This is a genomic window from Oerskovia douganii, from assembly GCF_015142735.1.
Classification (GTDB): Bacteria; Actinomycetota; Actinomycetes; order Actinomycetales; family Cellulomonadaceae; genus Oerskovia; species Oerskovia douganii.
In genome coordinates, this window is record NZ_JACSPN010000007.1 from 162,481 (window position 1) to 175,722 (window position 13,242).

At 71.2% G+C, this 13,242-nt stretch carries 10 protein-coding genes; all 10 read right to left on the reverse strand.

The window, feature by feature from the left end; all coding sequences use genetic code 11:
• Nucleotides 1-15: 15 nt before the first annotated feature.
• Genes H9623_RS07965 through H9623_RS08010 form a run of 10 tightly spaced genes read right to left on the reverse strand, consistent with a single transcriptional unit; the run spans nucleotide 16 to nucleotide 12,717 of the window.
• Nucleotides 16-687 (reverse strand): hypothetical protein, encoded by a 672-nt coding sequence (locus H9623_RS07965; protein ID WP_193719507.1) that lies wholly within the window; start codon nucleotides 685-687, stop codon nucleotides 16-18.
• Complete coding sequence (locus tag H9623_RS07970; RefSeq protein ID WP_193719508.1) at nucleotides 641-1,519, reverse strand: hypothetical protein; 879 nt, start codon at nucleotides 1,517-1,519, stop codon at nucleotides 641-643. The genes H9623_RS07965 and H9623_RS07970 overlap by 47 nt, the downstream gene beginning before the upstream one ends.
• The gene (locus H9623_RS07975) at nucleotides 1,519-2,526 is read right to left on the reverse strand and encodes a hypothetical protein (protein WP_193719509.1); all 1,008 of its coding nucleotides are present in this window, start codon (nucleotides 2,524-2,526) and stop codon (nucleotides 1,519-1,521) included. Before H9623_RS07975 ends, H9623_RS07970 begins: the two co-directional genes overlap by 1 nt.
• Nucleotides 2,523-3,851: an ATP-grasp domain-containing protein gene (locus tag H9623_RS07980; RefSeq protein WP_193719510.1), complete on the reverse strand. Its 1,329-nt coding sequence runs from the start codon at nucleotides 3,849-3,851 to the stop codon at nucleotides 2,523-2,525. Before H9623_RS07980 ends, H9623_RS07975 begins: the two co-directional genes overlap by 4 nt.
• A 1-nt stretch (nucleotide 3,852) precedes the next feature.
• A complete protein-coding gene (locus H9623_RS07985; protein ID WP_193719511.1) occupies nucleotides 3,853-4,665 on the reverse strand; it encodes an ABC transporter permease in 813 nt (270 codons plus the stop codon).
• Nucleotides 4,662-5,477: an ABC transporter permease gene (locus H9623_RS07990; RefSeq protein ID WP_193719512.1), complete on the reverse strand. Its 816-nt coding sequence runs from the start codon at nucleotides 5,475-5,477 to the stop codon at nucleotides 4,662-4,664. The genes H9623_RS07985 and H9623_RS07990 overlap by 4 nt, the downstream gene beginning before the upstream one ends.
• Before the next feature lie 10 nt (nucleotides 5,478-5,487).
• Nucleotides 5,488-6,555, reverse strand: coding sequence for an ABC transporter ATP-binding protein (locus H9623_RS07995; protein WP_227748335.1), 1,068 nt, complete (start codon nucleotides 6,553-6,555; stop codon nucleotides 5,488-5,490).
• 11 nt (nucleotides 6,556-6,566) lie between these two features.
• Nucleotides 6,567-7,271 (reverse strand): thioesterase II family protein, encoded by a 705-nt coding sequence (locus tag H9623_RS08000; RefSeq protein WP_193719513.1) that lies wholly within the window; start codon nucleotides 7,269-7,271, stop codon nucleotides 6,567-6,569.
• Complete coding sequence (locus tag H9623_RS08005) at nucleotides 7,268-7,600, reverse strand: phosphopantetheine-binding protein (protein ID WP_193719534.1); 333 nt, start codon at nucleotides 7,598-7,600, stop codon at nucleotides 7,268-7,270. The genes H9623_RS08000 and H9623_RS08005 overlap by 4 nt, the downstream gene beginning before the upstream one ends.
• Nucleotides 7,561-12,717 carry a type I polyketide synthase gene (locus tag H9623_RS08010; protein ID WP_227748336.1) on the reverse strand — a complete coding sequence of 1,719 codons (5,157 nt, stop codon included), beginning with the start codon at nucleotides 12,715-12,717 and terminating at the stop codon, nucleotides 7,561-7,563. The genes H9623_RS08005 and H9623_RS08010 overlap by 40 nt, the downstream gene beginning before the upstream one ends.
• Nucleotides 12,718-13,242: the final 525 nt, after the last annotated feature.

Genomic DNA, 13,242 nt, shown 5'->3' on the forward strand with positions numbered 1-13,242 from the left:
GGTCTGGCATGGCCGCTACGCGCGCTCGGGGTTTCGTGAGTGACGAGCGATCACCTGATCTGCAGTCAGGTGGTTGCGCGTGAGGGCCGAAGCGACGGCCTCTGGTCGGCTCCACGAGTCGTTCGCTGCGAGTTCGTTGACGAACGCTTCGACGTCTCGGCGTAGAGCCTCAAGATCGTTGGGGGTGATGATGCGGGCGCCCTGAGGTAGGTGGGCGTCCCCACGCAGCACACTTGATGGGTGCAGCAGTACCGGCGCCGCGTGGGCGGCATCGGGGTATCGCGATTCGAACCACGTCATCGAGTGTCCGAGCTGTTCTGCCTCACTCTTGGTGATCCTGGTGTCCGCACGCTTGACGTCGGTCTTCAACTCGATGACGCCGAAGCGGCCGACGGCTAGAGCCCACAGGTTGTCCGGACCGCCATCGCTATCTTCCTTCTCCGGGCGAGAGGACCCGAACCCGAGGTGTAGTCCCAGTTCGCGGACCTGCGCCTCCGAGCGATCCGCAGCTTGATGGACACCCCAGACGATGTTGTCGAATAGCGACGCTGTCTTGAGTTGTAGCTGGCGAGAGTCGGCGTACTGGGCTGCGAGGTACTCCGCGGCGGTCCTGCCCTGGGCGGCAGGTCCGTTGATCTTCTTATGCTGTGGCGATACGGAACTCTCGGACCTCTCCCATCTCTTCACCGAGGTGACGGAGCGCGATGCTCGCCGCACAGCCGAGGAGGCGGAGGGACGTGGGCTGGCGGTCGTCGCGCCCCTGGCGAGCCATGCCCACCGAGTGACGTTCGGACGCCCCGTCCGCGACGACCTCCAGCGGCTCGCCGACGCCCTGGTGTGTCCCAGCCGCTGGCTGTGCGGTCGTGCCGGAGCCGTCCTGTCCGCCGCGCTCGACGCGCACCTCGCCACGCTGCGTGAGGACCTCGGAATCGATGAGGTCCCGCTCGGCGCGGCCTACGGTGTCGTCTACGACGTGCTCGAGGCCCCCGGCGCACTCGACGGCGTGATGAGGGACTTCTGGGCCGCATGGGAGCGAGTGCTGACGGACGACGGGGCGCTCCCGCTGCCAGGGCCCGAGGGGGAGGTCGACCTCGAGGCCGTCGCGGCGCGCCACGGATGCTCGGTCGAGGAAGTGCTCAGGCGGGCGTTCCCCGAGGAGCCGGACGCCCCCGTGGAGTGGGGCTCGGGGCATCTGCACAGCCCCGACGTCCTCCTGGCGGCACCCGGCGGCGAGCACCGCCTGGTCCTCGGCGAGGTACACGTCGGCTCGGCCACCTCGGACGACCAGCTCTTCGCCGCACGGTGCCACCCGGTGCACGCCCGCGGCGATCGCGACGAGCTCGTCGTCGGTCGCGCCGTCCGTCACGGTCACCGAGCCGTGCTCGCTGACGCCTTTGTGGCGGTGCAGCACCTGCCCGTCGCAGATCAGGCTCGTCGTCGCTCCCGCCGCCCACAGCCGCTCCACCACATCGGAGAAGGTGCCGAGCACGAGCACGTGCGGCTGCGCGCGCCCGCCCATCAGAACCAGACCCGGTCGAGCGAGCCCGCGAGGCTCGGCACGATGTCGAGCGTCGGAGCCGTACGCGCGAGGCCATCGATGGCCGTGCTCAGCGCCCCCGACCCCGTGGCCCCTCCGGCTGCGATGCGGACGAGAAACTCGCCACCTTCGCTCAGGGGGAGCACATCACTCCCGAGGTTGGCCAGCGCACGCACGTCCAGCACGCCAGGCACGTTTCGCGCGTCGTCGAGGCCGTCGAGCGCGACGAGCGCCCCCGCCACCTCGCTTCCGTAGGCGGCTACCGCGACACTCGCTGGCCCGCCGTCGGGTCCCGAGCCGTCGGTACCTGCGACCGAGACCTCAGCCCCCGTCAAGACCGACCAGGCGAGCTCGACCGCCTCCATGCCACGCGTGCGCAGGAGCTCGGTCGTGCCGTCCGTGGGTTGCCACGGCCGGACGCCGGTCCGTCGCAGGCCCGACGGCGTGACCACGAAGTCGACCGACCCGAGGAAGGAGGCCGGGACGTGGTCGAGGCACCAGGCGAGGACCTCGGCGCGGTCCACCTCGTGCGGACCGTCCTCGGTGAGCACGGCCCCAGAGGCGTGGCGCTGGACGCGGGTGGTCAGCAGCAGTTGCGCGCGGTGCCCGTCACGGCGAAGCACCTTCGCGGAGAGCTCGGGCCCTCCCGTCTCGGCTCGTGCCCCGTCGGCAGGATGCGGGACACCGCCGACCAGGGACGCTCCCAGTTCCGCCGCGACGTCTTCCGCGACGTCGGCGAGCTGACTGCCTACGTGCCACACGCCGCTGACCTCTTGCGTGTCGGCGAGCACACGAGCCATCGTGACCCAGTCCTCCGGCTTGGCGTCCCGGTGCAGGGCGTGCGCCGTGCGGAATGGGCCCTGCCCGTGGCGAGCGAGGTCGGGCACGAGCGCCAGCCAGCTCAGCCGGGTGTGCGCACCGAGCTCTGCCAGCGCTGGCAGGACGGGGCCCGGGTTCCCGACGACGACGACGTGACGCGATGATGTCATGGTGCTTCCTCACTCTTGAACGGGCGACCGCCCGCGGTGCTCGTGCGTGGTTCCAGGCCCACAGGCGGTGGTCCGGCTGCGCCGCCCCCGCCGTGCGTCGTGACGCGCATCCGCGCGCCGCCGAGTGCCCGCACGGCACGTCGCAGAGCTAGCTGGGCCGTTGGTGCGGTGGACATCACGGTGACCGAGAGGTCGTCGCGGGTGCGCGCAGAGGCGCTGCGGTAAGGGGGCTGCCGCAGCACCCTCACTCCAGCGACGTCGTCGTGGGCGCGGACCTCGTCGAGGTCGCGCAGCTCGAGGTAGTCCGCCTCGACGTCGGGGGCACCGCACGCGATGACGGCGCATGTGCCGGCCGACGCGGCGGCCTCGCGGATGCGCGGCAGGGGGTCCTCGCCTAGGAGCTGCCGCGCCCACGCGTCGTACACGTCGAGCCCTGAAGCGGCAAGGGTGAGCTCGGGAAAGTCGCCGCCCGGGCGCAGCTGCGTCTCGATGAGCACGGGCGTGCCCTCTGCGGTCAGCAGCAGTTCCGTGTGCGCGGGACCGGTCGTCACGCCGAGCCGAGCGAGCGCCGACGTCACGGTCCCGACGACGTCGCGCCGCTCGGTGTCCGTCAGCGGCGCGGGGACACCGTAGATCATCATCGCCGGGTGAGCAGCGCCAGGAAGCTCGAAGCCGATCGACATGACCTCGTGCGCACCCGCGTGGGACAGGGTGTCCACCGTGATCACGCGGCCGCGGACCTGGACCTCGGCCATCGCCCGTCCGGTCGGGGTGTAGTGCGTCCGGACCGTCGCCCGTGCGAGCGCGTCCGCCGCACCGTCCGGCCCAACGCCGAGCGTCACGCCTGCGCTCCCGCTACCCGAGACGGGCTTCACCACGATCGGCCACCCGTGGGTACGCCCGAACCTGAGAACGTCGTCCACCGAGCCGACCACCGCATGCGGCACCGCGGCCGGCGTGCCCGTGAGCGCGGACCGGTACCGGTCCTTGTCGTGCACGGTGCCCACCACGGTGGACGGGTCGCCGCCGCCGAGCCCCAGCTCCTCCCTAATCCGCGCGGCAGCCACCATCGACGTGTCGTCGAACGAGACGGCGTGGGACAGTGGAGCGCGCGCGTGTACGCCCTCCGCGAGCGCCACGAGTTCCTCGAGGCCCGCAGCCCTCGTGACCGTCACCGACCGGTGTTCGGAGAGCCCCTGGTGCTGGTCGAGCATCTCCGCATCGCACAGGAGGCTCGTCTCGGCCCCGGCCGCCCACAGGCGCTCCACGACGGGCGACCATGCGCCGACGGAGAGCACGTGCACGGGTTCACTCGGGCCGGCCATGTCAGAACTGCCCCACGGTGCCGCGACGGCGTACCGCTCGCACGCAGATGTGGAAGATGACGAGGCCGAGCACTAGCTGCCCGATCGACAGGCCGGCCGCGGCGAGCCATGTCGTCGACCACGGCTGCATGAGGGTGCTGCCGAGCAGCACGTGACGCAGGAGGTCCAGGATCCACGTGGTCGGGAGGATCTGCGCGAAGGCCAACAGCGGCCCAGGGAGGACGATGAGCGGGAAGACCGAGCCCGAGAACACGCTGACTATCGACCCGACGGCGTCGAGTGCTGACTCGGCCTCGCGGACGATCAGCAGGAGACCCGCGAGCAGATACCCGAGGCCCAGCACGGCGAGCAGGAGCAGCGCGAAGATCGGTATGAGCCAGGCAGCCCGATCGAGCCGGAAGTCGGCGCCGAAGGGGATGGCAACGATGATCACAACGGCGCTCGCGACGAGCGTGAAGATGAATCCGGACAGGCCGGACCCGAGCGTAAGCCTGGCGGGCGACGTCGGGCTGGCCCATAGCGTCTCGAGGACGCCGGTCTCACGCGCTCCGGAGATGTCGCCCGTCATGGTCCACACGACTCCGACGATGGCGGACGTGACCACGACGCCTAGCACGAGCCAGGAGAGGAGCTCTGTCGTGCCGGTGTTCTGCTCGAGGCCGACGGCGTTGCCGTCGACGAGGAACGCGGCCCCTAGGAGGACCGATGGCAGGATCGTCTGCGCCAGCGGCGTGAGCAGCAGCAGGTCGGCGGTGTTGAGCGGGTAGCGCCGGGCGTTGCGGACGTTCCGTCCGATGACGGCGAGAGCGGTCAATGTAGGGCCAGCCTTCCTGTCCGGCGACCGTGCGCTAGCGCACGGTCGAGAGCGAAGTCCGCCACCACGACGAGGACGGCCGCGATCACCAGCAGGTACAGCACCCGGCCCCCCATCTCGGCGAGGGCGACGCCGCCAAGCGTTCCCGAGCGCAGCAGAAGGATGGTCTGCGTGGGCGGCAGCGCCTGGCTAATCCACTGGAGAGCCTCGGGAAGAACGGCGATCGGGTAGGTCACCCCGCACAGCACCGAGACGAATGCCTGGGCGATCGACACGGCGCCGTCGGAGTCGCGCGTGAGCATCGTGAACGAGCTGAAGATCATTCCGAGCGAGACAAGCGCGGGTGTCGACACGAGGATCACCAGCACCAGCCGGACAAGATCGGGACCCGTGAGGGGCACACCGATCGACCCCCACATGAAGAAGCAGACGATCCCGAACATGATCACTGTCGGCACCATCGGTGCGATGCAGGAGCCGATCAGCAGGGTGCGGCGCGAGACCGAGGTCAGCAGGATCGCCTCGAGAGTGCCGCGGAGCCGCTCGGTGCGCAGCGCAGACGCCGGACCGTACATCACGACGGAGACCCACATCAGCACGGCCCAGCCGAGGTAGATGAAGCCCGCGACCTCGTCGGTGCCGCTGAGGTCGCGGAAGCTACCGAGCGCTTCGTCGGATGTCCCGGCGAAGCCCATCGCTTGGGCGTAGTACATGAGCGGCAGCACAACGGCCGTCGCGAACATACCGAAGTAGCCGGCCCGGTACCGCCACATCGTGCGCAGGTCCCGGACGACGATCGCGCGCAGCGCCACGAACTCTGTCTCAGCTGTCCTCATCGTCGCGCTCCTCGGGCTCGTCCGAGGTGATCTCGTGCCCCGTGAGGACGAGGAACGCGTGGCGCAGCGTCACCGGCTCCGCCCGCATGCTGTGCATCGTCCAGCCCTGGCCCACCGCGTGCGTGACCAGGCGCGCGACCACGGCGTCGTCGAGGCGTCCGCCGAGGGTCGCCATGATGCGCCCCTCCGGGCCGTCGGACGTGGCGAGCACGTCGAGCGGCGTTCCGAACCCCTCGATGAGCGTCATGAGGTCCTGACCTTGCGGCGGCGAGAGCTCGCACGTGAGGGTCCCGCTCGCGCCCACCGATGATCGGAGGGCGTGCGGCGTGTCGAGCGCGACCAGGCGACCTTCGTCGATCACCGCCACTCGGTCAGCGATGAGCTCGGCCTCCTCGATGTGGTGCGTCGCGAGGAGGATCGCGTGCCCGGCCGACCTGAGGCCCGAGATGAGCTCCTGGAGTGACGCGGTCGCGTGCGGGTCGAGGCCGGCGGTCGGCTCATCGAGCACGACGACAGCCGGGTCGCCCAGGAGCGCCCGCGCGATGACGAGACGCTGGCGCATGCCGGTCGAGTACTCCTCGACGTAGTCATCGGCGCGGTCGGTGAGGTCGACGCGGGCAAGGGCGTGCAGGACCGCCTCGGTACGGCGCCGGCCCCGCATCCCGCGGAGCGCGGCGAAGAACGCGAGGTTCTGCCGACCCGTGAGCTTCCAGTAGACGCTGCGCTCACCGCCCAGAACGACGCCAAGCGAGCGGCGCGCCGCCTCGTCGTCGTCGACGGCGTCGTGCCCGTCGACGAGCACGGTGCCCGACGTCGGAATCGTGATCGTGCTGATCATGCGGATCAGCGTCGACTTCCCGGCGCCGTTGCGACCCAATAGGGCGACGATCTCGCCCCGCCGCACACCGAGGGACAGCTCGTCCACCGCCCGGTGCCGCCCCTTGCCGGAACGCCCCGGGTACTCCATCGTCACGGCATCGACCACGAGCACGTCAGCTGTGTCGCGCGGCGGAGCCTTCTCGCTCTCGGCGATCTCGACTGTCGTCTCTTCCATGTGTCTCCTCCTCATGCTCTGCCAACTGCGATCGTCGCCGGCGCACCGTTCACCGCGCGCGCGACAAGGTGGAGTACGGCGCGGGGGTCCTCGAAGAAGTGACCGCCCGGCACGACGTGCGACTCGTGACCGACGGTGGTCGCGGCCCCCCAGTGAGGAAGCAGCTCGACCGGCACGGAGGCGTCCCGGTCGCCGCCGATCGATGTGACCGGCACGGGCAACGGACCGTCGACGGGCGGCGCGAGCTCGGCGAGCCGCAGGTCCGTCCGCACAAGATGGAGCACGAGCGCACGCAGGTCGGGGTCGTCGAGCTGCTCGGGCGCGATGCCGCCGTACTCGGCGATGCGAGCGGCGAGCCGGTCGTCGGACAGCCGGTGCAGAGGCGTTTCCGGGTCAGGATGCCCGGGCGGACGCGACGCGACGACGACGAGCCGACGCGGCGCGGGCAGCCCCAGGTCCAGGACAGTACGGACGAGGTGCAGCGCCACGTGGGCGCCGACGCTGTGGCCCAGCACGGCCCAGTCGCCGCTCGTCACATGGCGCATGTGGCGCAGCACGACCTCTCCGACGTGCTCGGCCATGGTTGCGCTGCGATCCTCACGCGATCGCGGCACGCGTATCGGCAACACGTCCAGGCCGCCCACCTCGGCTGGCCAGTCGCGGAACGCCGTCTGCACCCCGCCCGCGGGCGGCAGGCACAGGAGCGTCCCGGTCACCGGACGGCCTCGAGCAACGCCACGACGGGTGGCACGTCGCCGGCGAGCGCGGTCGCGAGCGCCTCCAGCGTGGGGTTCTCGAAGAGCACGGCGATGCTCACACGCATGTCGAGAGCGCTGCGCAGTCGCGACACGAGCTGGACCGCCACGAGCGAGTTGCCGCCGAGGTCGAAGAAGTTGTCGTACCGCCCCACCCGGCCGACGCCCAGCACGTCGGACCACAGCTCCGCGAGCCTGGCCTCGAGCGGTGTGCTCGGGCCGTCGACGGCGTCGGCATGGATCTCGTCCCTCACGGTGCCGAGCCGGACGTCACCCAGCTGCTCCGCCACGAGGTCGACGTTGAAGCCCGCCGTTGCACGGATCGCCTGGTCGATGCCCTCCGGGACCACGAGCACGTGGGCGGCAGGCGGCCACGCGAGGATGCGCTCGAGCGCGTCGACCCCGGTCGCAGGGTCGAGCGTCGTGTAGCTGTCGAGCGCCCCCGTGCGTGACGCGAGCCCGGACCGGTGACCGGTGGGGCGGCGAGTTCCGCGCTGAAGCGGTCGTGCTCGACCCGGCGCATCGCGAACCCCCGTACCTCGACGAGCAGCCGCCCCTCGGCGTCGAGCAGTTCGATGTCGGCCACGGTGATCGCGCCGGTCCGGTCGTCGCGGTGTCGGATGTGGGACCACACGACGGACGGCAGCGGCCCGTTCCACCCAATGCTCTCGTACGACAGCGGCAGATAGCTCGTCCCCGGGACCCGGAGGAGCCCGTGCTGTGCGTCGCCCACGGCGACGTCGAGCAGCGCTGGGTGCAGGATGTACCGGTCGGCGTCCTGCCTCACCTGCGCAGGCAGCACGAGCCGTGCTAGTTCGGATGTCTCGCGATAGGAGGTAGCGACGATCGAGCGCCAGCGTTCGCCGAACTCAAGGAACAGGTGGGGCGCGGCCAGACTCTCGGCCGGCACGGTGCCCGGGTGCTCGGCGAGTAGGGCGTCGACATCCACGAGCGAGGGCACCGGCACGCCACCGGGGACGAGGGACGCGGCGAGCGCGATGGACCAGGCGCGGTCCGGGCCGTCTGGTGCGGTCCACTCGACCGTCGCCTGCCACGGCTCGTCGACCGAAGGGCGGACCAAGCGCGTGCGCAGCAGCACGGGCCCGGTGACCGCAACCGCGGCCAGGTGTGCGGCGCTCTCGACGTGCACCGGGGTTCCGACGGCCTCCGCGTGGGCGGCCAGCACCATCTCGATCAGCGCGGTCCCTACCACGACCTCGCGACCACGGATCACGTGCTCGCTGGTCACCCAGTGCCGACCCGGCCACAGGTCTGTCTCCGCGATGATCTCGGTCGCAGACTGCTGCACCATCCGGTCCAGCAGGGGATGGGCGCAGTCGGCCACGTCACCGCCCTCCTGGAGGGCGCGGAATGCCGCGGGCGCCGCGCCGCGCAGCTCCTCGGCCATGCCGACCTCGCTCCAGCCAGCCCAGCCAATCGAGATCGTCCGTGTCCCCCGCGCCGAGGCCCAGGCAGCGAACGCGTCGAGGAAGTTGTTCGCCGCGCAGTAGTCGACCATCCCGAACGTTCCGGTGACGGCCGTCACGGACGAGAACAGCACCAGGAGGTCGAGTTCCTCACCAAGCTCACGGTAGAGGTTCACGGTGCCCTCGACCTTCGGCGTGAGCACCGCGTGGGCGGCTTCGTGCGAGCGACCAGCGAGCATGCCACCGCCCGCCACGCCGGCCGAGTGGAGCAGGCCGCGCACGCGCACTCCGCGGGCCCGCAGCCTTCCGACGAGCGTCCGGACCTCCTCGGCGTCGGTGACGTCGCACGTTTCGACCGTCACACGTGAGCCGGTGGCCTCGATTGCGAGCAGTCGGTCCAGCAGTCGACGTCTGGTCTCGGGCGTCGCGGGGTCCGCAGCGGCTGCGTCCCACGAGGAGCGCGGAGTGAAGGTGCGGCGACTCACGAGGACGAAGTTGACCCGGGCCACCCGGGCGATGGCCTCCGCCACCTCCAGGCCTAGGCCCCCCAGCCCGCCGGTCACCACGTACGTCGCGTCGTCCTCGAACGGGACCCGATTCGAGCGCGGCAGGCCGAACGGCTCGTACCCCAGCGCGTATCGGCGCCCGTCGCGCAGGGCCACTCTGGTCTCGGCGCCCCGGCGACCGACCTCGCGCACGACCGCGGCCGCCGACGCATCGGTGACCTCCCCGCGCTCGCGTACGACGTCGACGAGACGCGCGCTCGTGTGCGTCGCCTCGCGGGGCAGGAGCAGCACGGGCCCGAGCGCGGTCGCCTGGCCCGGTGCGGTGGTCGCGCCGACGCCGACGTCGTAGAGGGACGACGTCACGACGACGAGTTCGGTCGTGAGCGTGGGGACGGACGCCAGGGCCTGCGCCAGCACGAGGAGCTGGTCGAACAGCCCGTTCGCCGAGCGCACCATCGCGTCGAGGTGCTCGCCGCCGTCCGCAGGTGCGACCACGAGCACGGTCGCGTGGTCCGCGCCGGTCCGCAGCGCCAGCTCACGGACCACGGCCACGACCTCGTCCTTGCTTGCCAGGTCGGCGGACCACCACGCGCCACCCGCGTCGTCCGGGTCGGCCTCGGTGACGAACGGCCCTCGGGCGAGGCCGACGACGGTGGAGCCCGCCCCGGCGAACGCACGCACGAAGCCCTCGGCGTCGTCGCGTGCCTCGGCGATGACGAGCACGGGACTTCCTGCGGACGCGCCCGTGGTGGTCGGCACCGTCTCGCGCCAGAGCGGCAGCCCGAAGGCGCCGTCGTCGAGGGTGCGGAGCGCGACCGGTTCGCCGACGCGATCCACGTCGGCGGCCTCCTCGGGGTCCGGGTCGACCCAGTGCCGGGTCCGCTCGAAGGGGTACGTGGGGAGGTGCGTGCGCGGCGGTGTCGCCGGCCAGGTGGACCGCCAGTCGAGCGGCACCCCGGCCTCCCAGAGCGACGCCTGCAGCGCGCCCGCGCCCCGCTGTTCGCCGGTTGCGGTCGCGACCGTGCGCGCGCCGGATCGGCCGGCCGCGAACCCGCTCAGGGTCCGTCCCGGTCCCGACTCCACGAGTACGGTCGGCGTCCCGTCGAGGAGCGTGCGCAGTGCGGCGTCGAACATGACCGGCTCGCGTACCTGACGCACCCAGTACGCCGGGTCGGTGTACGTCGCCTCGTCTGCCCACTCACCGGTCACCCCGGACAGGAACCGGCCGGTCGCGGGGCGCCAGGTGAGCGTCGCGGCCACGGCCGCAAGCTGCCGACCGACCGCCTCCACGGACCGGGAGTGGAAGGCGTGCGATGTCCGCAGCCGGACGGTGGGCAGCGCGAGACGCCCGAGGAGGGCCGCCGCGGCGACGACGTCGTCGTCGCTCCCGGCGACGGTGATTGACCGTGGCGCATTGACGGCCGCGAGCTCGACGAGGTGGCCGACGAGGGGTTGCACGTCCGGCCAGTCGGCGGCGACGGCGAGCATCGCGCCGGGGGGGCTCTCGTGCAGGAGGCGGCCCCGCTCGCACACGAGGCGCGTCGCGTCATCGAGGTCGAGCGCACCGGCGAGGTGGGCCGCCGCGATCTCACCGACCGAGTGACCGACGAATGCCTCGGGGACCACACCCCAGGCGCTCAGGGCGGCGGCCGTCGCGACCTCGGTCGTGAAGAGCAGTGGTTGGGTGACGCGGGTCTCCGCGAGGAGCGCCGGGTCGACGTCGGGGTCTGTCAGGAGCGGCAGGACGTCGATGCCGCTGTGTGCCAGGACGCGCGCGCGGGTCGCCTCGACCGACGCCGCGAACGCAGGCACCTCGGCGAGCAGCTCACGCGCCATGGCCGGGTGCTGCGCGCCCTGCCCGGGCAGCATGAGGACGGTCCGCGGGTTCGCGCCCGCGCGGACCGGCCGCGCAGGCGCCTCGAGGTGCGCAACGGCGTCGGCGACGTCGCGCGCCACGACAGCCGTCCGGTGCTCGAAGGAGGTGCGCCCGTCCTGGAGGGTCCATGCGACGGTGTCGAGGTCCGTCGACGGGTGCGCGCGCAGGTGTTCGGCCAGTTGGGCGCGTGCGCGGTCGAGCGCGGCGGCGTTGCGGGCCGAGACCGGCAGCACGACGGCCGCTTCCCGTGCGCGCCGGTCGTCGACGAGGGCTGCCTGCGCTTCGCGTCCCGGTGCCTCCTCAAGGATGACGTGCGCGTTCGTGCCGCCGATTCCGAACGAGCTGACGCCTGCGCGACGGACGCCGTCGGGCCATGCGACCGCTTCCCGCGCGACGAAGAACGGGCTGCCGTCGAGGCCCAGCCGTGGGTTGACCTCGTCGACGTTGATGGTCGGCGGGATCGCCCCGTGCTGCATGGCGAGGCAGACCTTGACGAGCCCCGCCATGCCGGCAGCCGGACCGAGGTGACCGACGTTGCCCTTGACGGACCCAAGGGGGACCTCGTGCGCGCGGGCGTCCCCCGCAGCGGCGAATGCGTGCTTCAAACCCGCGACCTCGATCGGGTCTCCGACGAGCGTGCCGGTCGCGTGACCCTCAACGTAGCCGATCGATCCCACGTCGACCTGCGCGTCAGCGAGCGCCTCGAGGACGAGGGCCGACTGTCCGCGGACACCGGGAGCCGTGAAGCCGGCCCGGTCGGCGCCGTCGTTGTTCACGGCCGAACCGCGGACGACGGCGTAGACGGCGTCGCCGTCGGCGAGGGCCTCGGAGAGACGGCGCAGGACCACGACCCCGACCCCACTGCCGAACACCGTGCCGTCCGCGTCCGCTGAGAACGGGCGTACGTGCCCGCTGCGCGAGTAGATACTCCCCTCTGCCCACAGGTAGCCGGCGCCGTAGGGCAGTTCGACCTCGACGCCACCCGCGAGTGCGACGTCGCACTCCCCGCTGCGCAGCGACTGGCTCGCCAGGTGCACGGCAACGAGCGAAGTTGAGCACGCGGCCTGGACGGTGAGACTGGGACCGTTGAGCCCGAGCCGGTAGGAGACGTTGCTGCACAGGTAGTCCGGACTGTTGCTGACCTCGATCGCCATCCCCCCGACGGCCTCGCGCACGCGGGCGTTGCGGGCGACGTTGTGCTCGCCGTAGAGGTTGTTCGCCATCCCACCGAAGACGCCGACGTGACCCGGCAGCGAGCGCGGATTGTGCCCCGCGTCCTCTAGGGCGGCGTGGCAGTGTGCAAGAAACAGCCGGCTCTGCGGGTCGCGGATCTGCGCCTCGCGCGGCGTGTACCCGAAGAACTCGGCGTCGAACTCGTCGGCGCCCTCCATCAACGGGGCCACGGCCACATAGTCCGGGTCCGCGGCTTCGTCGGCCGGCACGCCCGCCGCGCGGAGGCTGTCAGGCTCCAGCCGGGTCAGCGACTCCCGGCCCTCGACGAGGTTGCTCCAGAAGGTAGCCCGATCGCCAGCACCGGGGAATCGGAATGACATTCCGATGATCGCAATTGCATCTTCCGGGCAGCCCGCGTCAGTCATCTAGCTGATTCCCCCTCTGGCGGAGCAGCCCACGACAGACTGGCTTCCTGCTTTGTGGACCCTGGGGGAAGTGCATTCCGTGCGATCGGGCACTCAGCGCGACGGAAGCGTCCGGCGCTTGGCCACGCCGTCCACCGGAAACGACGAAGGGATACTACGGCTCCCCCCACGGACCGCCCCACCCGCGGCAACGCTGCGAGGGGAGGCGACCATCCCTTGCGGGCAGACTCAACCACACCTGCCACAGGATGGCAAGAGGCCGTTTGTGGGCCCCAGGACCGGAGATTCATCAGACGACTTGATTTCTGCCGGCACGGGTTTACAGGTGCAGAAGGACATGGATAGTCTCTGCAACCAGCAACACGGACTAGGGCACTGATCGCGAACTCCGGGGCATTCCTCGGCACGTCGTGGCAGTGGCGTCGCTACGCCGCAAGCGCGACACACTGAGGTGTTCTCACCAGGCTGATTTGGCGGTTCCTCGTTGAAGGTGGAGCAGGACGAGGGCTGCTGCGGTGATCTCGG

What these genes read in the sequence shown, in the direction of transcription:
- H9623_RS07995 (WP_227748335.1), bottom strand. Translation starts at nt 6,555, where the DNA reads ATGGAAGAGACGACAGTCGAGATCGCCGAGAGCGAGAAGGCTCCGCCG.
- H9623_RS08010 (WP_227748336.1), bottom strand. Translation starts at nt 12,717, where the DNA reads ATGACTGACGCGGGCTGCCCGGAAGATGCAATTGCGATCATCGGAATG.
- H9623_RS07980 (WP_193719510.1), bottom strand. Translation starts at nt 3,851, where the DNA reads ATGGCCGGCCCGAGTGAACCCGTGCACGTGCTCTCCGTCGGCGCATGG.
- H9623_RS07975 (WP_193719509.1), bottom strand. Translation starts at nt 2,526, where the DNA reads ATGACATCATCGCGTCACGTCGTCGTCGTCGGGAACCCGGGCCCCGTC.
- H9623_RS07970 (WP_193719508.1), bottom strand. Translation starts at nt 1,519, where the DNA reads ATGGGCGGGCGCGCGCAGCCGCACGTGCTCGTGCTCGGCACCTTCTCC.